Raw genomic sequence first — 25,612 nt, 5'->3', positions numbered from 1 at the left:
ATGAGCGAGAAACGTTGATGTCGAATACTTATGACTCCTCAAGTATCAAGGTATTAAAAGGGCTGGATGCGGTTCGTAAGCGTCCGGGCATGTATATCGGTGATACTGATGACGGTACCGGTCTGCACCACATGGTATTCGAGGTTGTGGACAACGCTATCGACGAAGCCCTCGCGGGTCACTGTAAAGAAATTCAGGTGACTATTCACGCCGATAACTCCGTATCCGTACAGGATGACGGTCGTGGTATTCCTACCGGTCTGCATGAAGAAGAAGGGGTTTCCGCGGCTGAGGTCATCATGACCGTGCTTCACGCCGGCGGTAAATTTGATGATAACTCCTATAAAGTGTCTGGTGGTCTGCACGGCGTTGGGGTTTCGGTTGTAAACGCCCTTTCTGAAAAATTGGAATTGGTCATTCGTCGTGAAGGCAAAGTTCACGAGCAAACTTATAAAATGGGTGAGCCACAGGGGCCGCTGAAAGTTGTAGGCGAAACCGAACAAACCGGCACCATGGTACGTTTCTGGCCGAGTTTCCAGACCTTTACCAATAATACTGAATTCCAATATGAAATTCTGGCGAAACGCCTGCGCGAGCTGTCATTCCTGAACTCCGGCGTTTCCATTAAGTTGAAAGATAAGCGTAACGATAAAGAAGACCACTTCCATTACGAAGGTGGGATCAAGGCGTTTGTCGAATACCTAAACAAGAACAAAAACCCGATTCACCCAAAAGTCTTCTATTTCTCTACGGTAAAAGACGACATTGGCGTGGAAGTGGCGTTGCAGTGGAACGATGGTTTCCAGGAAAACATTTACTGCTTCACCAACAACATTCCTCAGCGGGATGGCGGTACCCATTTGGTTGGTTTCCGTACGGCGATGACCCGTACCCTGAACAGCTATATGGATAAAGAAGGCTACAGCAAAAAAGCGAAAATTAGCGCCACCGGCGACGATGCTCGTGAAGGCCTGATCGCCGTAGTTTCAGTAAAAGTTCCCGATCCTAAGTTCTCCTCTCAGACCAAAGACAAGCTGGTTTCTTCGGAAGTGAAAACCGCGGTTGAAACGCTGATGAACGAGAAGCTGGTCGAATATCTGTTGGAAAACCCAACCGACGCCAAAATCGTGGTAGGTAAAATCATTGATGCCGCTCGTGCTCGCGAAGCAGCGCGTAAAGCTCGTGAAATGACTCGTCGTAAAGGCGCGTTGGATTTGGCCGGTCTGCCGGGCAAATTGGCAGACTGTCAGGAACGCGATCCGGCGCTGTCCGAACTCTACTTAGTGGAAGGGGACTCGGCGGGCGGTTCGGCTAAACAAGGCCGTAACCGTAAGAATCAGGCGATTCTGCCGCTGAAAGGTAAGATTCTGAACGTTGAGAAAGCGCGTTTCGATAAGATGCTGTCTTCGCAGGAAGTCGCCACGTTGATTACTGCGCTGGGCTGCGGGATTGGCCGGGATGAATATAACCCGGACAAACTGCGCTATCACAACATCATTATCATGACCGATGCCGACGTCGATGGTTCTCACATCCGTACATTGCTATTGACCTTCTTCTATCGTCAGATGCCGGAAATTATTGAGCGTGGCCATGTATTTATCGCTCAGCCGCCGCTGTATAAAGTGAAGAAAGGCAAGCAGGAACAGTACATCAAAGATGATGATGCGATGGAGCAATATCAAATGTCTCTGGCATTGGATGGCGCGGCTCTGCATATCAACGCTGATGCACCGGCAATGTCTGGCGAACCGTTGGAGAAACTGGTTGCTGAACACTACAGCGTGCAGAAAACCATTACTCGCATGGAGCGCCGTTATCCGCGTGCGTTGCTAAATAACCTGATTTATCAGCCAACGCTGTTGGAAGACGATTTAGGTAATAAGGAAGCGGTACAGCAGTGGATCGATTCTCTGGTGAACTTGCTGAATGAAAATGAACAGCACGGTAGCAGCTACAGCTCGATCGTTCGTGAAAATCGTGAGCGTCAGATGTTTGAACCGATTCTGCGCATTCGTACCCACGGGGTTGATACCGATTACGATCTGGACTTCGATTTCATTCACGGTGGCGAATATCGCAAGATTTGTACGCTGGGTGAGAAACTGCGTGGTCTGATCGAGGAAGGCGCGTACGTTGAGCGCGGCGAGCGTCGTTTCGCGGTCGATAGCTTCGAAGAAGCATTGGATTGGCTGGTGAAAGAATCCCGCCGTGGTCTGGCAATTCAGCGTTATAAAGGTCTGGGTGAAATGAACCCGGATCAGCTTTGGGAAACCACTATGGACCCAGAAAGCCGCCGTATGCTACGCGTAATGGTGAAAGATGCCATTGCCGCAGACCAACTGTTTACCACTCTGATGGGTGATGCAGTGGAGCCACGCCGTGCCTTTATTGAAGAAAACGCCTTAAAAGCAGCAAATATCGATATCTGATAAATTGCGGCGGTAAGAAAACCGGAGCAGGCGACTGTCTCCGGTTTTTTTTGCCTGAAAAGCCAGTTTAGGAGCGATTTGCAGCCAATATTACTGCTTCTAGCCAGGTTTCATAGAGAACCTAGCGGGTTGAGTAAACCCTTGCTAGCATTCGTTCGCTGAATCGCGTTAGCATGATGTAAGACGATGAAAATATATGAGGGTCTCATGGCTATTGAATTGATTGCGATTGATATGGACGGTACGCTGCTTAACGGACTTCACCAAATTACCCCGAGAGTTAAGCAGGCCATCGAGGCCGCACAGCAAAAAGGCGTGGTGGTGGTACTGGCTACCGGCCGGCCTTATATCGGTGTCACTCAATATCTGCGCGAACTGAATATGGAAAACAGCAACGATTATTGCATTAGCAATAACGGAGCATTAGTTCAAAAAGCCGCGACCGGTGAATGTGTATTGCAGGAAACCTTAAGCTTTGATGATTATCTGTATTTCGAAGCGATGGCACGGCAGTTAGGCGTACATTTCCACGCTTTTGATTACAATACGTTGTATACCGCTAACAAAGACATCAGTAAGTACACTATTCACGAAACTGTTCTGACGGGAATTCCGTTGAAATATCGTAGTGTGAGTGAAATGGACCCAACAATGCGATTTCCTAAGGTAATGATGATCGATGAACCAGAGCTTTTGGATCGCGCCATCGCACAGATTCCTGCTGAAGTGTTCGATAAGTTCACCATTATGAAAAGCTCGCCTTATTTCCTAGAAATTCTGAGTAAACGCGTTGATAAAGGCGCCGGTGTTAGAATGCTGGCGGAGCATCTAGGCATCGCACAGGAAAATGTGATGACTTTAGGCGACCAGAGTAATGATTACGCGATGATTGAATATGCTGGTCTGGGCGTAGCGATGGGGAATGCTATTCCCGAGCTAAAAGAGATTGCCCAGTACGTGACGGCAACCAATGAAGAAGATGGCGTAGCGCTAGCCATTGAAAAATTTGTGCTGAATCAACGTTAATTTTGCTGCCAAATAACGCAAAAAACATTTTAGGGGCCATTAGTGGCCCCTTCCTGCTCTTAGGCTCAGGAAAGCAGAATGCTTTTTACGATCTGTACATCCTGAATGCCCAAACCCGTTAAATCAGCTAGCGTGATTTGGCGATCATTTTTTCTAACGGGCTTATTTAGTGCTAATACTTCACCGATCTCGCTAATGCGTGTTGCCTGAAGTAACTGCTGCTGAAAAGCATGGGAAATTTCACCGAATGCGCTGCATTGCACTAATGAATCCACCAGAATCTTGTCTGCTTTGGCCACAAGTTGGGTTTCCAGCTCTTGTTTGCCAGCAGCATCAGCGCCGACTGCGGTGATGTGAGTGCCGGGTTGAATGTTTTTAGCCCGCAAAATAGGTTCGCGGCTCGGCGTAGTCGTCACAATAAATTGACAATTTTCCGCTAACTGGCTGGCATCTTGTGTAATATGTACGCGAAAACCTTCTAATTCAGCAAATGACTGATAATCGCATAATGCTTCAGGATTTCGTCCCCAAACCCAGACTTCCCGACAATTAATTACGGTTTTCAGGTGCACCAACTGCAAGCGAGCCTGTAAGCCGGTGCCCACAATGCCAATAGCTGTAATGTGTTTTGGGGCACAGAGTTCTGCAACAATTCGACCGGCCAATGCGGTGCGCAGAGCGGTTAGCCAGCCTTCATCCATTAATAGCGCCTGTGGTTCACCGGTTTTAGCCGAGAAGGCCATCATCAAACCCTGACTGCTGGATAATCCTAATGATGGATTGTTGTAAAATCCGCTGGACACTTTCACGACAAAACTTTCGTCTCCTTCCAGATAGCCGCTTTTGATACAGCAATCACCATTCGCCTGCGTGAACAACAAATGCTGTACTGACGGCATCTGAACTTGCTGCTGGCTGAACGCGATAAATCCTTTTTTGAGCAGTAAAGTGGTGCGTTCGACGGCGAACCTGTCGAGTACTTGCTGTTTATTGAGGATAAGCATCAGGAAACGGCCTTAAGGTACTTTTCCAGTACGATATTTTTACCGCACAGAACCACCGCTACTTTTTTGCCCTGCCATTGTGGTGCCTGTTGCAATGCTGCCGCCAGCGCCACGCCAGCCGCCCCTTCGATCATCCAGCGGTCGCTACGGGCAATTAACTGCATGGCTTGCCTGATCTCTTCTTCGGTAACCAGTACTTTCTCGTCGATTAGTTTTTGACATAGCGGGAAAGTCATCGCGCCAGTTTCTACGCCGCCAGCGGTGCCGTCAGACAGCGTTTCCTGCTCTTCCACTTCATAGATTTTACCGGCTAGCAGATTGCTATACATGCTGGTGGCATTCGCTGGCCAACAGGCAATAATCCGCGTCTTTGGCGACAACGTCTTCAATACGGTTGCGATTCCGGCGATATAGCCGCCACCGCCAACGGAAACAAAAACCGCGTCCAGATTCGGCTGTTGTTCGACTATTTCCATGCCGCAGGTGCCTTGTCCGGCGATAACCTGCTCGTCGTTGTAGGGGGAAATATAGATTTTCCCCTGTTCTTGAGCCGCCTTGGCTCCAGCCAGTTCTGCATTTAAAGCATCACCAGCTACCAGTTCTATTTTTCCACCCAGCGCGCGGATGGCGTCTAATTTAATGGTCGCGGCCTGTTCTGGTGCATAAATAGTGGCTTCGACGCCCAGTAGTTTTGCGGCTAGCGCCACGCCCTGACCGTGATTGCCGGTAGAGGCCGCGATCACTCCGCGCTGGCGTTGTTCTTCGTTCAGCAGGCGTAGTTTGTTACTGGCACCGCGAAATTTAAAGGAACCGGTGTGCTGTAGATGATCGCATTTGAGATAAACCTCACAGCCAGTGTGCTGGGAAAGCAACGGACTGTAATCCAACGGCGTAATGCGTACCTGTGGGCGCAGAATCTGATGGGCTTCCTGAATGGCCTCAAATAGCGAACTCATAGAGATTCCTTATTATTTTTTAGGTAGTTGTAAACGGTTGCTCTGCCAATTCCGAGGATTTTCGCTACATAGCCCGCGGCATTTTTGCCTTTAAATCCGCCGTGCTGATAAAGCGCTTCAACTAAGGAGCGGCGGCTATGATTATTCAGCGTTGAGAGAGAAAGCTGTTGTTGCTGTAACCACTGGTGAATAAAAGTATTGATACGTTCCTGCCAATCATCCTGAAATAAAACCGCAGGTTGAGGCTGTAACCCACTGTTATTGAGAAACATATCCAACGCTATTTTGGCATTTTCAAACACTGTAATATCCAGATTGATACACAGTAACCCGATAATTTCCCCCTCATCGTTCCGCAGCACCGAGCTGATTGACCGAAGCTGACGACCATCCCAATTGCGCTTTTGATAAGGTCCCAGCAGCTGAGCACTTTGATCTAAGGCCAGCTCGCTTAAATTGGAGTCCTCTCCCAATTGACGATGTGAATAGTTATTGGCGATATAAACCAGCGTCTGACTTGCCATATCGTGAATAGCAACTTCGGCATAGGGTGCAAAGAGGGTTGCGATAGCATCGGCAATGGTGTGATAGCGGCTCAGCATAGGTAACTCTATTTATATTCGATTTATTTATACTAAAAATTCTATATTAGACATTAAATTCTAAATTGGAAGCAGTGAAGGTGAATAAATCGCCCGTTGGGTCGCGCGGATGGCATATCGCGGATGACGGGGGGCGGCGAATGGGGCAGGATGAGCGCTATACGGGTTATCAGCGAGAAGCGATATGAACCATCAGGAAAAACAGTTAACTTTCGATCCTCGAGGTCATCAGCTCACCAATATCAATGTCTGGACGGCGGACAGCCAATGGCTGGTTTATGACGTTCGGCCAAACGGGGCTTCTTTCACCGGTTTAACTATTGAAAGAGTTAATTGTAAGACGGGAATGATTGAGGTTATTTATCGTGCTCAGCATGGCGCTCACGTTGGTGTCGTGACCGTCAGCCCTGATATTCCCTCTCGCTATGTATTTATTCACGGCCCAGAACATCCGGATAGCCAGTGGCATTATGATTTTCATCATCGGCGCGGCGTGATTGTCAGCGAGCCGGATCGGGAACTGGCCATTACGTTGGACGCTCTGGATATCACTGCGCCTTATACTCCCGGCGCTTTGCGTGGTGGGACTCATGTGCACGTTTTTAGTCCCGACGGCACGCGTCTGAGTTTTACCTATAACGATCATGTGCTGCATGAACGCGATCCCGCGCTCGATTTACGTAACGTCGGCGTTGCCGTGCCGTTGCATGGGGTTAATCCGCCAAAGCATCATCATCGTGAATATGATGGCAGCCATTTCTGCGTTTTGGTCAGCAGTACCACGTCAACGCCCCGACCAGGCAGTGATGAAATCAACCGCGCTTATGAAGAAGGCTGGATTGGCGAGCAGGGTTACCTGAAAGCCGACGGCAGCCGACAACGCTGGGCGCTGGCGTTTATTGGCGATACGGTCGCGGCGGATGGTTCTAAACTCCCTGAAGTCTTTATTGTTGATTTACCAGAACAAAACCGAGAATTTGCCCGAGCAGGTTCGAGACCGTTGGAGGGCGATGAATACCGTCTTCCAGCGCCTCCGCTGGGGGTAAATCAACGACGGTTGACCTATACGGAAGAACGCAGATATCCAGGTCTGGCGACCACGCCGCGCCACTGGTTACGCTCCTCTCCAGACGGTAGCGCCATTGCCTGTTTGATGAAGGACGATGAGGGAATCGTACAGCTTTATCTGGTATCGACACTGGGCGGTGAATCACGGCAATTGACTCATGGCAAGTACGGAGTGCAATCGGCTTTCAGCTGGAGTCCTAAGGGTGACAGACTTGCTTTTGTCAGAGATAACAGCGTGGTGTGCTGCGAAATTGGCAGCGGCCGAGTACAGCAGCTAACGGAGAGAAGCGCGGTTCCACCATTGGGAGACGCGGTGGTCTTTTCCCCTGATGGGACGAAAGTTGCCTATATGCGGGAAATTGACGGTTGGTCGCAAATTTTTGTGGTTGAAGCCGGCTAATTGATCATTAACCGGTAAGCCCTATATTAATCGATAAATAATATCTTTATTGAATGGGTTGGGTGTTGGCGGTTGCGCTATTGCCGCTGGCGGCCATATTTTGCGCTTCTTCCTGACGGATACGTTCTCGGGGAGAGCCGGGCGCAGGATCGTTATCTGAACGCAGATAATCGTAAGGGAGAAATAGCGTGTCCATTACGGCAGAAAAGGGTAAATCAACGGCCAGCAGTGGGCGCAGCGCCCAGCCGGTGTTGTCATCCTTGAGCATGGCGACGTTAGCCTGGGTGCCAGAATAGTAGCCCTGACTGCTACTGGTGTGAGTCATAATGCTGGAACAGCCGCTAGTAAAGAGCAGGGTACAGCCAGTGACCATAGGAAGAACGGTGGTTCTTATCATATCGTTACATCTCATTTGGCAGTGTTCAGGTTGTCAGCCAACATAAAAGCAATCTGTCAGAGTTATAACATTTTGCTGTCGCTTTAATATAATAATTACACGCAGATGTGGCGGCGCTCCCAATTAAGTGTATGCGATAACCCCATTTTTAGAGCAAAAATATTTAGATAAAAATTTTTTTCATTTTGACAGTTGAAATGAGAAAACTCGATCCCATCTTATTATCAGGCCGAGAGAGAATATGCCTGACAGGGTATTCTGGCCAAGAGTCTGTCCATAAAGGAAGACCTATTTAACCTTGCTAATAAATTTAGGAGGCAGTTGTTATGCGTAATTCGGATCTTGCTCCATTATACCGTTCTGCTATTGGTTTTGATCGTCTTTTTAACTTATTAGAAACGGGTCAGAGCCAGAATAACGGCGGCTATCCTCCGTATAATGTCGAGCTGGTAGATGAAAATAACTACCGTATTGCTATCGCCGTTGCCGGTTTTGCCGAGCAGGAACTGGAGATCGTCACGCAGGATAACCTGTTGATTGTTCGTGGTTCTCACGTAGAAACTCCAGCGCAGCGCACTTATTTATATCAAGGGATCGCGGAGCGAAACTTTGAACGAAAATTCCAATTGGCTGAACATATTAAAATTAAAGGCGCCAATTTAGAAAATGGCCTGCTGTATATCGATCTGGAACGAATTGTTCCTGAAAGTATGAAACCTCGTCGGATTGAGATTAAATAAAATTTAAACAATGTGTATTAGACACATTATTACTCAAGAGTTTGGCCTGCCGTAATCGGGGGCCAACCTGTCACGGGTTAATAACGCCTGCTTGTTATTTAACAGCAGATTTTGGTTTGATAAGGAGTTATTAACGCTACCGTGGCAGTCCATTACCTCGCTTCAAAGAAGGAGTTAACACTATGCGTAATTATGATTTGTCACCTTTGCTTCGTCAGTGGATTGGTTTTGATAAATTGGCAAGCACCATGCAGGGTTCTACCGAGGCACAGGGGTTCCCTCCATATAACATCGAAAAAAGTGATGATAACCACTACCGTATCTCTCTGGCGCTGGCTGGGTTCAAGCAAAGTGAACTGGAGATCGAAGTTGAAGGCCCTCGCCTGACGGTTCGTGGTAAGCCAACACCAGTGGAGAAACAGGTAGAATATCTGCATCAGGGTCTGATTCGTAAAGAGTTTAATCTGACCTTCACTCTGGCAGAGCACCTGAACGTTGATAATGCGCAGTTTGAAAACGGCTTGCTGCATATCGACCTGCTGCGCCAAGTTCCTGAAGCACTCCAGCCACAGCGTATTACTATCGGTCGTCCGGTAGAAGGTCGCCCGGCATTGGATAACGCGGAAACCGTTCAGCAGTAATTTGCAGTTACCCAACTCGCACCGGTCTCCCTTCCCGGAGCCGGTGCAGATAATAAAAAAGTATAACCCTCCTCCCTAGCGTTTGGCGCCGGAAACATTCCTGTTATCCGGCGCATTTTGTGGTGCATCCCACAGTCCCCTCGTTGCCCTTCTGCCAGAATCCCTACTAATTGTAAGAATTTAAGACCGAAGTCGGTCGACCGGATTTTAAACTTAGGCAAGGAAGTGATTTATGACTGATATCGCCCTTACCGTCAGTATGTTGGCGCTGGTCGCCGTATTGGGGTTATGGATCGGTAATTGGAAGGTATATGGCGTTGGGTTAGGGATTGGTGGTGTGTTATTTGGCGGAATTATTGTTGGTCATTTCGCCCAAACTTATCAGGTTAGTCTCAACGGTGACATGCTTCACTTTATTCAGGAGTTTGGCCTGATTCTGTTCGTTTATACCATTGGGATTCAGGTCGGGCCGGGTTTTTTCTCTTCCCTACGAGTTTCCGGACTACGGCTGAATGCTTTCGCTATATTAATGGTCGTGATGGGCTGCTTGGTAACGGCGGTTATCCACAAACTTTTCAACGTTCCACTGCCGATCATTCTCGGTATTTTTTCCGGTGCAGTGACCAACACTCCGGCGCTGGGCGCGGCTCAGCAGGTATTGACGGATTTAGGATCTTCTCCTCAGTTGGTTGGGCAAATGGGAATGGGATATGCCATGGCCTATCCTTTTGGTATTTGCGGGATTCTGTTGGTTATGTGGCTGATCCGGCTAGGGTTTAAGATAAATGTCGATCGTGAAGCCAAAGATTTTGATAGTCGGAGCGGACAAAACCGTGAACTGCTGCAAACCATGAACGTCGCGGTCCGTAATCCTAATTTGGATGGCTTGGTTATGCAGGATATTCCGCTGTTAAATAGCGATGATGTGGTGTGCTCTCGCCTGAAACGCGGTGATTTATTGATGGTGCCGCTGCCTGCTACCATAATCGAGTTAGGTGATTATCTGCATTTGGTTGGACAACGCGAATATCTGGAAAAAGTGCGTTTAGTGCTTGGTGAAGAGGTGGATGTGGCGCTGTCCACCGCCGGTAGCGCGCTGCAATCGGCGCGGATGGTGGTGACCAACGAGGCTGTTTTAGGCAAAAAAATTCGCGATCTAAACCTAAAACAGAAATACGACGTCGCCATCACTCGGCTAAACCGAGCTGGTATCGAGCTGGTTGCCAGCAACAATGCCAGCCTGCAATTTGGTGATATTTTAAATTTGGTAGGGCGACCGGAATCCATTGAGGCGGTTGCTGCTGTTATTGGTAACGCTCAACAAAAACTGCAACAAGTACAAATGTTGCCGGTATTTATCGGCGTCGGATTAGGGGTATTACTGGGGTCAATACCGCTGTTTGTTCCCGGTTTTCCTGCGGCTTTACGCTTGGGATTGGCAGGGGGGCCACTGGTTATCGCATTGATTTTAGGGCGTATCGGCAGCATCGGTAAACTGTACTGGTTTATGCCGCCCAGCGCCAATCTGGCGCTGCGTGAGCTGGGTATAGTACTTTTCCTGTCGGTGGTCGGGCTGAAATCAGGCGGCGACTTTATTAATACGCTGGTTTATGGCGATGGGCTGGCGTGGATTGGCTACGGTGCGATGATTACCGCGATTCCCCTGTTAACCGTCGGGATTTTGGCGCGCATTCTCACTAAAATGAATTATCTGACGCTGTGCGGTATGTTGGCGGGGTCCATGACCGATCCACCGGCGCTGGCTTTTGCCAATGGCTTACACCCAACCAGTGGCGCGGCGGCGCTGTCTTATGCCACCGTGTATCCGCTGGCAATGTTCCTAAGGATTATGTCACCGCAGATACTGGCCGTGCTGTTCTGGACTTTGTAGCGCTCTCGGGTCGCTAAATTTCAAAAAGGACAACCGAGGTTGTCCTTTTGAGTTTGAGGGAGCTGCTCGGTGATTTTGCCGCATAGCGCAGTTTTGCTATGCCAGTGTTTACTATATTGCTGCTCACTATACCGATAGCGAATATCGCCTTATTTTTCTCCGCGCGTCATTGTTGTTAGCGCGCTTCCTGATAAGCCAATTCCACTTCTTCTGCCAGAATCGCGACACCTTTTTCGATCTGTTCTGGGTCTGGCACGTAGTTCATTCGCATACACTGATGAGTATGAGGCCAATCGTGTTCCAAACCGGGGAAGAAGTAGTGGCCGGGTACCATCAATACGCCGCGCTTCTTCAGGCGTTGATACAGTATTTCCGTGGTAATCGGCAGGTCTTTAAACCATAACCATAGGAAAATCGCGCCTTCCGGCTTATGAATCAGGCAGCGTTCGGCGGGAAGATAACGCCGAATAATTTCAAGAGTATGCTGTACGCGTTGAGAATAGAACGGACGAATAACTTTGTTGGATAAGTCTAACAAATCGCCGCGTTGAATCATTTCTGCCGCTATTGCTGGCCCTATGCTACCTGGAGACAGGCTGATAATGCCATTCATATTCGTGATAGCCGAAATCACTTTTTCATCGGCGACAACGATGCCACAGCGAGAACCCGGCAGGCCAAGCTTCGATAGGCTCATGCACAGAATAATATTCGGGTTCCACAGTGGGGTTGCACCGCTAAAAATAATACCGGGGAAAGGCACGCCGTAGGCGTTATCGATCAGTAGCGGCACATCATGCTGCTGTGCCAGAGCATCCAAACGAATTAACTCTTCATCTGTAATGACGTTTCCGGTTGGGTTAGTCGGTCGCGAGACACAAATCAGCCCGATATCATCGGTAATCTTCAGGTGATCGAAGTCGACGTGATACTTGAACTGGCCTTCTGGCAGTAGCTCAATATTCGGTTTAGTCGAAACAAACAGCCCTTCATCCAAACCGGCATCGGCGTAGCCTAAATATTCAGGCGCCAGTGGGAATAATACCCGACGCAGCGATCCGTCGGCGTGGCGGCCAGCGAATAAATTGAATAAGTAGAAAAACGCGCTTTGGCTGCCGTTTGTTAGTGCAATATTCTGTGGTTCGACCTGCCAACCTAACTCATCACTCAGCATTTTTGCCAGCGCGTTTAGCAGCAGATTCTTACCCTGCGGGCCATCGTAGTTACATAGCGCCTCTGTGAGCTGTCCTTTATCCAGCATCTCCTGACATAGCTGCTGGAAGTAGGCATCCATCTCAGGAATTTGAGCCGGATTGCCCCCACCAAGCATGATAGCGCCCGGTGTGCGTAATCCTTCATTCAGGTCATCCATCAACCGTGTAATGCCCGCGTAGCGGGTAAACTTATCGCCAAAAAGTGAAAACTTCATAAATGCTGACTAATTGTTATCTGGAGGTAAAGGAGCACCATACAGCCAGATAATTGCGGGTGCAACGTACCCATGATTCTGCCTTGTGCGCAGATGTATCAACAAAAATCGATATATCAGGATAATAATCTGCGTTACTGTTTTTTATCTCCACTCCAGATAATAAGGACTTTATCGTCTAAATGCTGACGGCTAAACGCATAATAATCAGCAGTTTGCTGTGACTTCTGTATCCCGGAACCCATCGCGGGGTGACGCGCGCGGAACTGGCTGATTTTTTGCCAGTGAGCCAGCAGCGCTCCTTTCGGGCCGCTCAGTTCATTCCAGTTCATATCCGAGCGAGTGCCTTGCAGCGGATCGGATCCGGTTGGGCCAAATTCTCTCCCACTTTCATCACCATAGAAGATCTGAATCGCTCCAGGAGCCAGCAGCAGCAAATCTCCGGCGCGCCGCTGTTTTGCTAATGATTGAGCGGCATCGTCGCGGAAGAAAAGGCGAGTATCGTGTGAGGAAAGGTAGCTCAGTACGTTAAAATTCTGCAATTTTTCAGCCATTTGGCTATATGTGCTGTCAATGGCAGAGAAACAGTCCAGTGCCTGTTTAGCCTGATCCTGAAAATCGAAATTAATCATGGCATCAAAACCATTCTGATAATAATCGCTTTTCATTACGCCATGCCCCCAAGCCTCGCCGGTCATCCAAAATGGAGTATTATCCAGCGCCCGATCGGGATGAGCGGCTTTCCATTCTGCTAATGCTGACGTAGCCTGTTGTTTAAGCTGCAGCCAAGCCGCTTTTTCTACGTGTTTAGCCGTGTCGACTCGGAATCCATCAATGCCATAATCTCGAACCCATTTGCTTAGCCAATGAGTAAGGTAATCTCGAGGCGTAGCTGCGGGGATTTCTCTGGCTGAAGTATCGGATTTATGGCGATAAAACAACGGCAAACCGCTGGGCTGCGTGGATTCAGTTTTGATGTCCGGGAGGAAAGCCAGTGACATTGTCAGATCGGTAAAACCGGGAGAATCATAATCACCAATATCGGTGCGAACCCAGTTTTTACCCCACCAGTTATCCCAACTGGATTTATCACTGAAATTAATAAAGTCGTTGAAACTATGCCAGTTTTGACCGCTGCCTGGCTTCCAGTCGGTCCAGCGCTTGCCCAGCGTTTTCTCCGCCTGTTCTGCGGATAAATACAATGAGCCAAATTGGCCGCTCTGCATATCTGCCAGAGTGGCGTAACCCACATGATTCATCACTACATCAAATATTATGCGGATGCCGCGCTGATGAGCTTGATCGACCAATTGGCGTAAATCCTGTTCATCACCCATATTGGCGTCGAGTCGGGTCCAATCCAGCGCGTAATAGCCGTGGTAGGCGTAGTGCGGGAAATCTCCTTTGGTGCCGCCGCCAACCCAGCCGTGAATTTGCTCCAGCGGTGAGCTAATCCACAGCGCGTTTACGCCAAGTTGTTGTAAATAGTCCAACTTTTGAGTTAATCCGGCCAAATCGCCGCCGTGGAAAGTACCGATCTCCTGCTGGCCATCGTTTTTACGGCCATAACTATGATCATTGGCAGGATTGCCGTTGTTGAAACGATCGGTCAACGCAAAGTAAACCGTGGCGTTTTGCCAGCTAAATGGTGCAGGGCCTTGAGTTTGTGCGAGTTCTAGCAACAACAGGCCGCCGCTTTGCTCTGCCGGTTGCAGTGCGATTTTGCCGTCTGTGACGATAACGGTTTGGCCCGAATAGAAATCACGCAGTTTTTCCCCTTCGGCAAAGGTCTGGCTGACGTCTACGGTTACCGGCTGACCGTTCCAGCGCTGGCAAATATGGGTAACGGCTTGGGATTCATCAACAGCGGGCTGTTTTAAGCTCAGCGTCAGTGTTGGTGTACCGCTGCGGGTATCTATGCGCGCCAGATACTGGCCATCTCGAAACAGTCGCCACATGATTTCAGGCTGATTATCACAAGCCTGTAGAGAAAAGGTTTGGTTGAGTTTGACGGTGTTAGTTGGCTGCCAGCATTGCTTATCCTGATAAAATTTAAGCGGATATTGGCCTTTAGTTAGCGTGGCCGAGCTGCTGAAAATACCGCTGCTTTGCTCGGAAAATGCAGGGAAGCCTTGTAACGACCAAGTGGCTAGGGCTGCGGGAGAAAATACTAACAATAAGGGTAATGTGAGACGTTTCATGACGCGCCTTCCTGATCGTTTGATTTTGTAGGGTTTGAGGCGAGTTAAGTGTGTCAGCCGGTGGAAAAATAGCCTCATCCTCATATTGTTTTTTCAGGGAGGAGAAGGCTGGATGAGCGGGGGATTTATCATCAGTCGCCAAACTAACCGACTGACCTATAAGCAGTTATAGGCCCGTTCGGCTTATTAACGTATTGGGGGCGCGGCTATCTCTCTTGGTTATTTTTCAATAACCTGCGGGTTAACGCAGTTTTCAGTCACCGTGCCGGTTAACGCGGCAATCAAGTTATCTACGGCGCAGGCGGCCATAGCGTAGCGAGTTTCGTGAGTAGCGGAGCCAATATGCGGCAGGGCAACAACGTTATTTAGCTTCAGCAGTGGCGAGTTTTGTGGCAGCGGTTCTTGCTCAAAAACGTCCAGCCCTGCGGCGTGAATAGTACCGTTTTGCAGTGCGTCTATCAGTGCTTGTTCATCGACTACCGGGCCGCGCCCCGCGTTAATCAGAATGGCGCTGGACTTCATTTTTGCCAATTGTTCCGACCCAATCATATGGAAAGTCTGTTCTGTTAACGGCAGGGTGATGCACAAGAAATCTGATTCAGCGAGTAAAGTATCCAGATCGCAATGACGGGCGTTAAAGCGTGACTCGGCTTCTGCATGGGGCCGACGGCTGGTATAGAGCACTGGCATACTAAAACCGAAATGCGCGCGCTGGGCAACTGCCAGACCAATACGACCCATGCCTAAGATACCTAGGGTTTTATGGTGTACATCGACGCCAAACCAGCTGGAATCAATATTATCCTGCCATTCGCCGGCTTTAACCCGTTCAGCAACGTCCACTACCCGTCGAGCGGTAGCCAGAACCAGTGCCATCATGGTATCGGCAACGGTTTCGGTTAGCACGGTTGGAGTGTGCATCAAGACGATGCCCCGCTGATTAAGTACCTCGACGTCGAAATTATCATAGCCAACAGAAATCGTGGAGGCGGCGCGTAGGCGTGGGGCTTTATCAAGAAAATCCTGATCTATTTTGCCACCAGAGCCAATGATGCCTTCGGCGTTTGCCAATGCTGAAAGAAGTGGTTGCGGGTTTTCCGATGTCAGTCCGTCAAAGCAGTGTAGGGTAAAATGTTGCTCTAAACGTTGGCGCAGTTCGGCAGGAAGGGGCTTATACAACATGACAGAAGGTTTCATTACACACTCCGGCTAACTAAGAATAAGTAAGTTTCAAGCCCAGCCAGCATAACAGCCATTACCCCCTAAAGATCAAGGAGTCATGGCTGCCTGGATATGACCACTTTCTACGGGCTATGAGTTAGTGCAGTTCGGATGTGGTAAGAGTTGCGATCGGTTGACGAATGGCCGCACAGCGGATTGCGGTAAAAATTGCCAGCAGCGGCGCGATGGCAAATAGAGCGAATAGCCAATGTGCGGTACTGGCTGCACCGGCAACGCCACCGGGATCGTTTAAACCAGAAATATTAGCCACCAAACCTGCCAGTGCGGCGCCCAGAGCGGTAGCAAACATTTGCACCGTAGTGATGGAGGCGCCGGCTATGTCTTTATCTTCATCCGCGGCGACCTGTAGAATCCGCGTAAGCAGATGCGGCCAGCCAAAGCCGGTGCCAAAACCGACCAGCGTCAGAGCGAGAGCGATAGGTGCGAGGGTTAGCCAGTCGCCGATAGATTTTTGTGGGAGCAAAATCGCCAAGGCGGTCAACCCCAGCAAAACGATAATTGGCCCGCTAATAATGGCTAAGCGAATCCCGTTTTTCTTCCAGCCGGAGCTCAGCACTTCCGCAACCGTCCAGCCTGCGGCCATCGTGGCGGCAAGATAGCCGGAAACCAGCGGGGATTGGCCGTGAAGAGTCTGCAAAAAGTAGGGCACAAAAATATCACTGGTTATACCAAGCGCCAGTAACGACATGGTGATGTACAAAGCTGCCAACGGCGAGCCCAGACGCAGTGCGCCCTGCGGTAATAAACGAATGGCGGAACGGCGCTCGATGCGGATCATTAAAGTGAGCAGTAGGGTGGCGACGGTAATGCCTATGGCGCTATAGCGCAAATCAGTGGCAATGCTGCTGGCTGAAACGGTTAGTACAATCGTCGTCAACAGTATCAGCTGGATTATCGGTAGGGATGAGGACGGTTTGGTACGTTTTGTTCCCACCGGTAGAATTCGCCAGGTGAATATTGCAAACAGCAGTGTAGCCGGCAGCAAGAGCCAAAACGCTAAACGCCACGCCCCCATTTCCGCGAAAACGCCGCCTATTGCCGGGCCAATCAACGTAGCTACGCCCCACATTCCAGAAATTAGCGCCATCGCCCGTGGCCATAGAGATTGCTGAAAGACCAGATTGATCATGGCGTAGGAGAGTGCGAACAGAAAACCCCCGCCCAGTCCTTGAACTGCACGGCCTACCAGCATCATAGGCATAGTTGGCGCAATAGCGCATAGCAGGCTACCGAGCATAAAGGCCGAAGCGGCTAGGCTATAGGCCGCGCGTGGACCATAGCGACTTAATAGGCGAGCGGAAAGTGCTGAGCCAAGAATCGATGTAGTAACGAAGAGCGTGGTATTCCAGGCGTAGAGATTAAGCCCGCCAATATCCAGCACCACTGACGGCAAAATGGTTGTTACGATATAAATATTAATGGCGTGTAACGCGACGCCCGCCGACAGCGCAAAGGCAAAAACCGCATTTTTCCCGGAGAATAAATCGCTCCAGCGGCTCGCATCATTCATTAGCACAGTGGTTATCCTGACCAGTACGACTGGTTGTTGAGTAAGATTTGGTGATAGACTGAGTTAAACAAGTGTTAACTTGGAATAACTGTGGTCGTGCAGGGTTAATAAGTCAAGCATATGCTTGGTAAATGGCAATATGTTTTTAATATCGGGAGTTATATGAATATCACCGACCATGGGGCAATAAGTACGCAATCTGTCGCCGAGCGCTTGCTGATGCTGCTGAAAACCCGCGGCCCACTACAGGCAACCGATGCGGGCAAGATCCTTGGAACCACAGGGGAAGCGGCGCGTCAGCAGTTTGTCAAGCTGGCTAAAGAAGGTCTGGTGATTGCGGTCGCTCAGGCTAAAGGCGTCGGACGGCCGATTCAACTGTGGCAATTAACCGATGCTGGTCACGCGCGATTTCCTGATGCTCATGGCGAATTAACCGTGCAATTACTGCGTATGGTTCGCACTAAGTTAGGCGAAGATGCTCTTAATTTGCTGATTGATACCCGCGAACAAGAAACTCGCGATCAATATTGCCAGGCTATGAAAGGAGCCAGTAATATTGGTGAACGGGTGGAACGGCTGGTGGCTATTCGTACGCGCGAAGGTTATATGGCCGAATGGGAAATGCAGGAAGATGGTTCTATCTTACTGATTGAAAACCATTGCCCGATTTGCGCCGCGGCGACCCGTTGTCAGGGCTTCTGTCGCGCGGAGTTAGAGGTTTTCCGGCAGGCTTTACAAGCACCGGTGGAGCGTACCGAGCACATTTTATCTGGCTCCCGCCGCTGTGTTTATCGGATTGTGACGAGCCAAAAGTGATGGACTAAAGCTGTGTCGAGCCGCGTATCACCAGTTCGCCAGAAAACATGATATCAGCCGGAGGTTCATCACTTCCCTGCATGCGTTTCACTAACTGTTCGAGCGCGGCGTAACCTATTTGATAAGTAGGTTGTTTAAGCGTGGTAATCCCTACGCCAGCCAGTTCCGCCCAAGGTAACTCATCAAAACCGAGCAGGCCAATATCGATGCCCCACTGAATATTCTTGTGGCGTAAGGTGCGTGCCAGTTGCAGGGTTAGGCTGCCGTTAGCCACTAGAATGGCACGGCGTTTATCCCCATGTTTTTGGTTGAACTGACCGACAATGTCATCGATTCGCTGGCTATCTTCCAGCGTGACTTCAGCGTGTTCCGCCGCACGCTCAGGATGTACCGCCATCGCAGCTTTGAACGCCATCAGGCGATCTCGGCGGGTATTAACCAGCCCCAAAGGCTCGCTAAGAAATAAAATAGACTGATAGTTTTGCTCGACTAAATGATTGGTAGCCATGATTGCCGCTTCGGCATTATTCAAACCAATCATATCGCAGGAGAAACCGGCGATTTTCCGATCGATCAACACCATCGGCAGGCGCGACTGTTGCAGCATCGATAGCGCCTCTTCCCGCATCCCAACGGCATTAACCACAATCCCTTCCACCTGATAACTGCTCAGCAGTTGCAGATAATGCTGCTCTTGTTCGACCTGATTGTTAGTATTGCACATCAGCAAGGTAAAGCCATGAGCACGGCAAGCGGCTTCAATACCACGCATAACGTCAATAGAGTAAGGGTTGGTGATATCCGCCAAAATCAGGCCGATCAATCGGGTTCGCCCCCTTTTCAGGCTGCGGGCAACCTGACTAGGTCGATAATTCAGTTTAGTGATAGCTTCTTCAATACGCAGTTTTAATCGATCGGACAGCAGGTTATGTTCGCCATTCAAATAGCGAGAGACGCTAGTCTTGCCAGTTTTCGCACTCTTAGCAACATCATTGATGGTTGTTCGCCCAGATGGGCGCGATCCTTTCGTACTGCTCACGGTTTAGTCCTGGAAGGGTAACTGGCGGCAGATTATCACAAATAACCGTCATCTTTCACGCGGTGGCGGTGTTGGCTTCCCTCACTTACCCCAGTCACTTAGTGGACTAAGCTCCTGGAGATTATTTCGGTTGCCGCCTTGCCACAACGTGAAATCCATAGGGTATTGATACGGGTTATTTTTGCGCGGTGGCGGTGTTTATCGGGGATTTTCTGAGGCGAGAACGTTTTGGGTGTGAAGTGGTGACGGCCAGAACGTTATGAGCCGTCACCTTTTTTGTCACTTACAGCGGGCTAAGAGTGATCTCGACTCGACGGTTTTGTGCTTTACCCGCCGCAGTGCTATTGGTTGCCACTGGGTTATCTGGGCCTGCGCCAATGGTGCGAATACGGTTAGCCGCTACGCCCTGAGTGATCAATGCGCTACCTACGCTGTCGGCACGTTGCTGGGACAACGTCATATTGTGAGCGCGAGCGCCGGTACTATCGGTATAACCGATAACATTAACCGCCGTTTTTTCGTACTCCTTCAATACCATAGCCACGCCAGTCAGGGTATTGGCACCCGCCGGTTTCAAATTGCTGCTATCGGTGTCGAAGGTAACGTTATTTGGCATATTCAGTACGATATTGTCACCCTGACGAGTGACACTGACGCCGGTTCCACGCATTTTGTCACGCAGTTTGGCTTCTTGAACATCCATGTAGTAACCGGCACCACCACCCAGCGCTGCGCCTGCCGCTGCGCCAATCAGTGCGCCTTTGCCGCGATCTTTTTTAGAGGAGGATAAAACACCCACGCCAGCGCCTACTAAGGCTCCGATACCGGCACCGTAGCCAGATTTTCCAGCCTGAGATTCGCCGGTATAAGGGTTAGTAGTACAGGCCGATAGAGTCAACGTTGCGCAGAGTGCAGCAACAATGGCAAGCGTGCGTTTTTGCATGTGATGTCCTTAAATGTGTTTATCAACGGGGGTTTCATAAAGAAATTGTCCGCCGTCACTAAAACTTGAAGCAAGCTCCCGATAAGGGTTTGGAAGCTGAAAATGATGGGCATCGTTATCCGGTAAAACGTCACAGAATACTATTGAGAAAACTCTGATAGTGCCGCGTAATGTGGGTTTTTGGCCGGTTTATCGTCAAAGAGCGCACGAAAAGTTTGCTGTTTAAATGTTGAAATGGTTGTCCGCCCAGAATAAGAAATTATCAGGGCGGAGAGCCGGTGGCTAAAGATCGCTGTTAGGTGTTGGCGGGATGACATAGGGTTTATCAGGGATAAAACTGAAGCCTAGGCGTTTTTTCACAATAGCGGAGGGCGTTGAAATGACATGCGTACTAAGCGTTTGAACGCCATCGGCAATGAGTTGCTGGATGAGTTGATGCAGAGCGGCCGTACCTGCACGGCGGACGGTACCTTCATTATTAGGGGTTAAAACGTAGGCAGGGTGAGTCAATGTGGCAATAATCTTAGCTCGTATGATGCTTGCGTCTCCATCGAAATCAGAAAAACGAGATACCGCGCTCACATTAATAATTTGGTTATTAAATCGGACTACTGCAATCAGGTTATTTTCGTCAAAGTACTGCAAGGTACTGCGGATAAGACTGCTGGTGGACTGTCCGGCGTAGCGTGTCGTCTCTATTTGCGTGGGGAAATTCCCGTATTTATTGCAATACACTCTTTTTTCGATGTATGCATTACGCCATAGTTGGATTGTCTCCATCAATTCATATCGTCGTTGGCGAGTTTCTGCAAAGGTACCTCGGATTATCTCGATATCAAAACCTTGCGCTGGCTCTACCCATAATCCATTTTGTAAAATCAGCGGTTGCGTATGTTGAGGAACATAGGTGGAGAGCGTCAACTGATAAGTTCCGAGCGGTAATTCCTGAGCCGCTAATGGTGAATCTATATCGCAATCGGAACAACTACAGCTGCTATGACTTGAACTTGAATCGCTACAGGAAGGAGTACAGGGGCCGGAGGGCGGTTGAGTGATCACATAGTTGGTATAATTCTGGACCGCATGGGTAAATGCCCCGCTAACTTGCTCAATAACTTCGGTTCGGCCTTCTCTATCAGCAATATCTGCAATGGTTTGGATGAGTCGCACGCCCGCGGCAGGTTGGCGAATAAAAGCATCTCGGGCGTCGTTATCATTATCAATTGCCTGACGATCCAAAATACCATTTAGCGTTTGGGTCAGATACTCTGCGGACCAGGTACGCAGGCTATTGCCGAATAGCAAAGTGAAATCCTGTAACACGACGGATAGCCAGTTGGCGCAAGTGTGTCTGATTTGTCGCGGATAGCGAGCACCTTTGATTTCATTTATCGATGTATGGCAGAAATCGGCTACGGCAGGCAACGTTAGTGCTTGATTATGCAGGTGGGTATTCAAAACGGTGAGCTCGAAGGCATTCAGGTTCTCAGTGTGCTCAGAGTGAGGAGGCGCCGTCGGTTTTAGCGGAATGGGATTCCCTGCAATCACCACCATTTTTGTGCTGTCCTTTCCGGCAAAGAAGGATTTTATGCTCGACCATGCAGATTCAACCTGAGTGCAATGCCCTTGTACCACCAGATTGTAAAGTGCCAATGGGCCAGACAGATAGCAACCTATTTTTCCGGCGATGCCGCGTTTAAAGCGGCTTTGAGCGCTCTGACTAGTTAATAGTATTTTCTTTAGTAATAGAGGATTGCTAGGATTGAGGTTGAATATCTCGATATCCGGCCAATAATTTATTTCTTCTGATTCTTTCTTTTCCAGATTTATTGTGGGTGAAAGGTAGCGCTGTTGTGTGTTGTCACTCTCCATATAACTCATAGAGAGTTGTTGGTCTTGAACGTGGAAAAGAAAAGTGAGCTGATTGGATTGATGATTAAGGGGGATTTCAATGCTTTTTGGCGAAGCACCGCCAAGCAGACGGACACTATCTTTAGTAACGATTATATTCAGATATTGTTCAATGCTAAAATTGAACTCATTGGTTTCGGTTAGGGCAAAACTTAATAAGACTTGCTGACTGGAATGACTCGGGTCAATAGCGGCTTGAGTAAATATATCGCTTAGTGGGATAATTTTTCTCAGTAATATTGTGCAGTCTGTATCGCAATCCAAATAGGGGTTACTGACGGAGATTCCTTGTCTTGATTGCCAATCCTGTGAAAAATGATCATTTATGTCCAGATAAAATATCTCTTCCGGTTGCATTAACGTATAACCACCTTCAACTCCGGGTTCTTCATAAGCATATGTAGGTCCTATATCATTTACCCCATTTGTGTAAGGTAAGTCCTGGGATAAACCTATGCTCGGTGTTCCTGTTAATACAACCAAAAACAGGATGGAAATCAGTATATTTTTATACATATTAATCCCTTTTAATTGCTTTGTTATTTATGATGTGGAAATGTGACTTTATTATCATTAGATAAACAATTTAACTTGTCACACTGATGAGGTGACAAGTTAAATGTGAGTTTAGATATATGATGAGTAGTTATTAACAGGAAATCACTAAAGGTGTCTTTATCAAAAAACAAAGATACAGGTGGTAGAGAGATTAGGCAGGATGAGTTTTTTATTAATATTGTCGTTTATCATATTTGAATCCGATTTTTATTTTTATTTTGAATGAAAATTGAGAAGAAACATCAGAGGTTGATTTTTTACATTCATTTTTTAAAATGGCGAGTGAGAGCCTACACAGCGGCATTTTCTGCTCTGCTAATATAATTCTACTCATTATCAAGATTTCATTTATTTTTTTCGTTTTTTAATGTGACTCGCGATTCTTAATGATTTGGAAGGGGGGCAGTTTGATATATTCCTTTAAATCTATTTTCTCTCTTTTATGAAGAGGGTCTTGGCGCATTTTTTCTGAGTAATTATAACTAATAATAGTTTACATTTCAGTGTGCAATCTAAAACCGACTTTCATTTTTACTTTTGCGGATGGTTTTGAAACCACGAGAGAAAATAATTTTTTCTTTCCTTTATCTTTCATATATTGAGCCAATGCTCTTGCACCGGCTGTTCCACTTCCTCTGATAGTACCTTCGTGGTTGGATCCAATAACAAAAAGTGGGTTAGTTAATGAGAGGGCGAGTTCAATGCTGTCTCTATCTGCAATTTCGATATTATCACCGTCATAGTCAGCCAGTGTCAGGCTAACAATTTCCCCGTTTAAACGTACAATTACCCACAGATAATTTTGATAGCCAGTAAGGCTTTGTTGCTGATTTTTTTGTAATATTTGATTTAATTCCTGACCCAAATTGATTAGCTCTTGCTGTTCTGGAGGGTATGAAGAAATGACTTGATTGAGCAGAGTATATCTTTCCCGCCATGCGGATAGCGTGCTATGCAACGCACGTTGGTCTGCTTCGGGTGCTGCTGATAAGTTCTCGAAAATTTGTATTTCAAAGCGTTCTTCAGGTACTACCCAAGCACCATTGCGTAAAATATGCGGTAAAGTTTCCTGATGTTGATAATGTTCCAACAACAGTTCGTAATGCCCTAAAGGTAGATCTTGAGCATCCCGTGGAGCAGCGCAGGCAGTTTCTGCTTCGCTTGAGTTGCTATCGCTACTATTATTGAGAGCGGCTGAATGAGCTGAAACGCAATAGTTTGCATAATTCAAAATTGCATGATGAAAAGCATCAGTAATATGATCGATAAGCTGAGAGCGCTCGTAGATATTTGCTGAATCAATAATCGTTTGAATCAATCTTTGGCTGGTTTCCGGCCTGCTAGCTACCGCACTGCGAGCCTCATTGTCACTATCAATGGTTTGCCTATCCAGAATACCATTCACTATCTGTATGAGATATTCGGTTGACCAGGTATGTAAGCTGCGGCCAAACAGCGTAGTAAAGTCTTGTAATACAGAAGCCAGCCAGTAGTGGCATGCCGGTGGAGTTTGACGTGGATAACGGCTACTTAGGGTATATTCCAGCGTAGTACCACAATAACGCGCTACGGCAGGCAGAGTAATAGACTGCTGATGCAATTGCATATCGAGGCGGGTTAATTGCAGACTGAAGGTATCATCTGGTTGAGTATTCGTCTGATTAAGCAGAGGTTTTAACGGGTTGACATTACCCGCGATCGGCGTCATTTGAGTTTCATCTTTCCCTGCAAAAAAGCTTTTTATACTGTGCCAGGCGGTTTCGACCTGATTACAACGCCCATGAATGACTACGTTGTAAAGCGCAAGTGGACCGGATACCAGGCAACCTAATATACCGGCGGAGCCTCGCTTATATCTGCTGTGGCGATCAATTTCTGCCATGACGAGATGCTCCATCAATAATGTTTTTTCTCCATTGCCGTTATAAATAGCGATGGCGTGCTCCGTATCTGGCGCAGAAAGAAATGAGTGATCAAGTCTCATGCGAGGAGAGAGATAACGTGGTTGAGAACGGGTACTTTCTAAGTAATGAATCTCCAGCCCCTGACTCTTGAAATGAATAAGAAAGGTTAATTGCGTAGATTGTGGGCTCACCTTGAAACTAGTGTTCAGATTATTATCTATGGAATAAATAATTAGGCTTAACGCATTGACAGTGATATCCAACTTGTTGGTGACGTTTATATTGAATGAGCTGTCCTTGTTAATAGCGAAACTTAATAAAATAATTTTTTCTTTCCCCTTTTTTTCTTGAGTGTGATTGGGGTAAATATCATTTACAGGAATAATGATTTTCTGTGATATCCCACATTGTGATGTGCAAATTGGCGAGTTTTTATTGGTGGTAACAATATGAGTTATTTTTTTATTCGGTAATAAGGACGTTAGGCCACGGTTAGTGATGCTGTCAACCAGCGTAAGAGCACGTTGATTCTGGTAAAGCGTAACCTGAGTGTAATCAGGTATTCGTATAGAGTTTATGTTCGGATGAGCGGCGAGAGATTCCTGATCCAGTTTGCTATTAGGGGGTAAACACCATGATTCCCCACTGAAATAATCTTTTGAGTAAAAGCATATTTCTTCATTTTGCCTATTTTCGGTTTCATACACGGGTCCCTGTTGAGATATACCTTCGAAATATATCCCGTCTTCGGCTAAGGATAGGGTGGATGAAAGCAAGAATAAAAGTAACGGGGCCTTAGTTTTATCACCCATAGTAATAGCTCCATTCAGTCGCTGTTTTTAATGAAATGTGAATATACAAACAATATTTCATTATCGGTTCGGGTTTTATTGACGAGGAAA

Annotated in this window: 19 protein-coding genes; 7 read left to right on the top strand and 12 right to left on the bottom strand. The window is 48.0% G+C overall.

Features of this window, described 5'->3' with window-relative positions; all coding sequences use genetic code 11:
- Positions 1-17 precede the first annotated feature (17 nt).
- The gene (gene gyrB / locus AD970_RS06000) at positions 18-2,432 is read left to right on the top strand and encodes a DNA topoisomerase (ATP-hydrolyzing) subunit B (RefSeq protein WP_049597408.1); all 2,415 of its coding nucleotides are present in this window, start codon (positions 18-20) and stop codon (positions 2,430-2,432) included.
- A gap of 207 nt (positions 2,433-2,639) precedes the next feature.
- The gene (gene yidA / locus AD970_RS05995; RefSeq protein WP_049597407.1) at positions 2,640-3,458 is read left to right on the top strand and encodes a sugar-phosphatase; all 819 of its coding nucleotides are present in this window, start codon (positions 2,640-2,642) and stop codon (positions 3,456-3,458) included.
- 65 nt (positions 3,459-3,523) lie between these two features.
- Here the strand turns inward: yidA and AD970_RS05990 are convergent, their stop codons facing one another.
- The 3 genes from AD970_RS05990 to AD970_RS05980 are packed head-to-tail and all read right to left on the bottom strand — an operon-like array spanning position 3,524 to position 6,020.
- A complete protein-coding gene (locus AD970_RS05990; RefSeq protein ID WP_049597406.1) occupies positions 3,524-4,462 on the bottom strand; it encodes an ornithine cyclodeaminase family protein in 939 nt (312 codons plus the stop codon).
- Positions 4,462-5,418, bottom strand: a complete 957-nt coding sequence (locus AD970_RS05985; RefSeq protein ID WP_049597405.1) for a threonine/serine dehydratase — start codon at positions 5,416-5,418, stop codon at positions 4,462-4,464. The genes AD970_RS05990 and AD970_RS05985 overlap by 1 nt, the downstream gene beginning before the upstream one ends.
- Positions 5,415-6,020, bottom strand: coding sequence for a helix-turn-helix transcriptional regulator (locus AD970_RS05980; RefSeq protein WP_049597404.1), 606 nt, complete (start codon positions 6,018-6,020; stop codon positions 5,415-5,417). The genes AD970_RS05985 and AD970_RS05980 overlap by 4 nt, the downstream gene beginning before the upstream one ends.
- A 184-nt stretch (positions 6,021-6,204) precedes the next feature.
- Here AD970_RS05980 and AD970_RS05975 point away from each other — a divergent pair, with 184 nt between their 5' ends.
- Positions 6,205-7,488, top strand: coding sequence for a DUF3748 domain-containing protein (locus AD970_RS05975; protein WP_049597403.1), 1,284 nt, complete (start codon positions 6,205-6,207; stop codon positions 7,486-7,488).
- Positions 7,489-7,534: 46 nt separating this feature from the next.
- Here the strand turns inward: AD970_RS05975 and AD970_RS05970 are convergent, their stop codons facing one another.
- Positions 7,535-7,882, bottom strand: a complete 348-nt coding sequence (locus tag AD970_RS05970; RefSeq protein ID WP_049597469.1) for a YceK/YidQ family lipoprotein — start codon at positions 7,880-7,882, stop codon at positions 7,535-7,537.
- A 329-nt stretch (positions 7,883-8,211) separates the two neighbouring features.
- Here AD970_RS05970 and ibpA point away from each other — a divergent pair, with 329 nt between their 5' ends.
- The 3 genes from ibpA (at position 8,212) to AD970_RS05955 (ending at position 11,157) form a co-directional block, all read left to right on the top strand.
- A complete protein-coding gene (gene ibpA, locus AD970_RS05965; protein ID WP_049597402.1) occupies positions 8,212-8,625 on the top strand; it encodes a small heat shock chaperone IbpA in 414 nt (137 codons plus the stop codon).
- A gap of 182 nt (positions 8,626-8,807) precedes the next feature.
- Positions 8,808-9,266 (top strand): small heat shock chaperone IbpB, encoded by a 459-nt coding sequence (gene ibpB / locus AD970_RS05960; protein ID WP_049597401.1) that lies wholly within the window; start codon positions 8,808-8,810, stop codon positions 9,264-9,266.
- A gap of 232 nt (positions 9,267-9,498) precedes the next feature.
- A complete protein-coding gene (locus AD970_RS05955; protein WP_049597400.1) occupies positions 9,499-11,157 on the top strand; it encodes a putative transporter in 1,659 nt (552 codons plus the stop codon).
- Positions 11,158-11,332: 175 nt separating this feature from the next.
- Here AD970_RS05955 and AD970_RS05950 read toward each other — a convergent pair whose 3' ends face one another.
- The 4 genes from AD970_RS05950 to AD970_RS05935 all read right to left on the bottom strand — a co-directional run bounded on the left by AD970_RS05950 (position 11,333) and on the right by AD970_RS05935 (position 17,539).
- Positions 11,333-12,586: a valine--pyruvate transaminase gene (locus AD970_RS05950; RefSeq protein WP_049597399.1), complete on the bottom strand. Its 1,254-nt coding sequence runs from the start codon at positions 12,584-12,586 to the stop codon at positions 11,333-11,335.
- 134 nt (positions 12,587-12,720) lie between these two features.
- Complete coding sequence (locus AD970_RS05945) at positions 12,721-14,787, bottom strand: alpha-amylase (protein WP_049597398.1); 2,067 nt, start codon at positions 14,785-14,787, stop codon at positions 12,721-12,723.
- A 219-nt stretch (positions 14,788-15,006) separates the two neighbouring features.
- Positions 15,007-15,984 carry a glyoxylate/hydroxypyruvate reductase GhrB gene (gene ghrB / locus AD970_RS05940; RefSeq protein WP_049597397.1) on the bottom strand — a complete coding sequence of 326 codons (978 nt, stop codon included), beginning with the start codon at positions 15,982-15,984 and terminating at the stop codon, positions 15,007-15,009.
- 121 nt (positions 15,985-16,105) lie between these two features.
- Complete coding sequence (locus AD970_RS05935) at positions 16,106-17,539, bottom strand: MFS transporter (protein ID WP_049597396.1); 1,434 nt, start codon at positions 17,537-17,539, stop codon at positions 16,106-16,108.
- A gap of 162 nt (positions 17,540-17,701) precedes the next feature.
- On the opposite strand from AD970_RS05935, the gene AD970_RS05930 reads away from it, so the two are divergent.
- Positions 17,702-18,355, top strand: coding sequence for a helix-turn-helix transcriptional regulator (locus AD970_RS05930; RefSeq protein WP_049597395.1), 654 nt, complete (start codon positions 17,702-17,704; stop codon positions 18,353-18,355).
- A gap of 4 nt (positions 18,356-18,359) precedes the next feature.
- Here AD970_RS05930 and AD970_RS05925 read toward each other — a convergent pair whose 3' ends face one another.
- From AD970_RS05925 to AD970_RS05905, 4 genes are all read right to left on the bottom strand, one after another.
- Positions 18,360-19,394: a LacI family DNA-binding transcriptional regulator gene (locus AD970_RS05925; RefSeq protein ID WP_049597394.1), complete on the bottom strand. Its 1,035-nt coding sequence runs from the start codon at positions 19,392-19,394 to the stop codon at positions 18,360-18,362.
- A gap of 283 nt (positions 19,395-19,677) precedes the next feature.
- A complete protein-coding gene (locus tag AD970_RS05920) occupies positions 19,678-20,337 on the bottom strand; it encodes an OmpA family lipoprotein (protein WP_049597393.1) in 660 nt (219 codons plus the stop codon).
- A 282-nt stretch (positions 20,338-20,619) separates the two neighbouring features.
- Positions 20,620-22,764 (bottom strand): hypothetical protein, encoded by a 2,145-nt coding sequence (locus AD970_RS19555; RefSeq protein WP_157045461.1) that lies wholly within the window; start codon positions 22,762-22,764, stop codon positions 20,620-20,622.
- Between the two features lie 535 nt (positions 22,765-23,299).
- A complete protein-coding gene (locus AD970_RS05905) occupies positions 23,300-25,522 on the bottom strand; it encodes a hypothetical protein (protein WP_049597390.1) in 2,223 nt (740 codons plus the stop codon).
- Positions 25,523-25,612 lie beyond the last annotated feature (90 nt).

Source organism: Yersinia nurmii (assembly GCF_001112925.1).
Taxonomy (GTDB): Bacteria; Pseudomonadota; Gammaproteobacteria; order Enterobacterales; family Enterobacteriaceae; genus Yersinia; species Yersinia nurmii.
The sequence above is the reverse complement of the archived record's forward strand: the minus strand, read 5'-3'. Positions and strand labels throughout refer to the sequence as shown.

Coding starts and splice junctions, on each gene's coding strand:
- ibpB (WP_049597401.1), top strand. CDS start 8,808: ATGCGTAATTATGATTTGTCACCTTTGCTTCGTCAGTGGATTGGTTTT.
- AD970_RS05930 (WP_049597395.1), top strand. CDS start 17,702: ATGAATATCACCGACCATGGGGCAATAAGTACGCAATCTGTCGCCGAG.
- AD970_RS05985 (WP_049597405.1), bottom strand. CDS start 5,418: ATGAGTTCGCTATTTGAGGCCATTCAGGAAGCCCATCAGATTCTGCGC.
- AD970_RS05975 (WP_049597403.1), top strand. CDS start 6,205: ATGAACCATCAGGAAAAACAGTTAACTTTCGATCCTCGAGGTCATCAG.
- ghrB (WP_049597397.1), bottom strand. CDS start 15,984: ATGAAACCTTCTGTCATGTTGTATAAGCCCCTTCCTGCCGAACTGCGC.
- AD970_RS05955 (WP_049597400.1), top strand. CDS start 9,499: ATGACTGATATCGCCCTTACCGTCAGTATGTTGGCGCTGGTCGCCGTA.
- AD970_RS05905 (WP_049597390.1), bottom strand. CDS start 25,522: ATGGGTGATAAAACTAAGGCCCCGTTACTTTTATTCTTGCTTTCATCC.
- ibpA (WP_049597402.1), top strand. CDS start 8,212: ATGCGTAATTCGGATCTTGCTCCATTATACCGTTCTGCTATTGGTTTT.
- yidA (WP_049597407.1), top strand. CDS start 2,640: ATGGCTATTGAATTGATTGCGATTGATATGGACGGTACGCTGCTTAAC.
- AD970_RS05990 (WP_049597406.1), bottom strand. CDS start 4,462: ATGCTTATCCTCAATAAACAGCAAGTACTCGACAGGTTCGCCGTCGAA.
- AD970_RS05950 (WP_049597399.1), bottom strand. CDS start 12,586: ATGAAGTTTTCACTTTTTGGCGATAAGTTTACCCGCTACGCGGGCATT.
- AD970_RS19555 (WP_157045461.1), bottom strand. CDS start 22,764: ATGTATAAAAATATACTGATTTCCATCCTGTTTTTGGTTGTATTAACA.
- AD970_RS05945 (WP_049597398.1), bottom strand. CDS start 14,787: ATGAAACGTCTCACATTACCCTTATTGTTAGTATTTTCTCCCGCAGCC.
- AD970_RS05980 (WP_049597404.1), bottom strand. CDS start 6,020: ATGCTGAGCCGCTATCACACCATTGCCGATGCTATCGCAACCCTCTTT.
- AD970_RS05920 (WP_049597393.1), bottom strand. CDS start 20,337: ATGCAAAAACGCACGCTTGCCATTGTTGCTGCACTCTGCGCAACGTTG.
- AD970_RS05935 (WP_049597396.1), bottom strand. CDS start 17,539: ATGAATGATGCGAGCCGCTGGAGCGATTTATTCTCCGGGAAAAATGCG.
- gyrB (WP_049597408.1), top strand. CDS start 18: ATGTCGAATACTTATGACTCCTCAAGTATCAAGGTATTAAAAGGGCTG.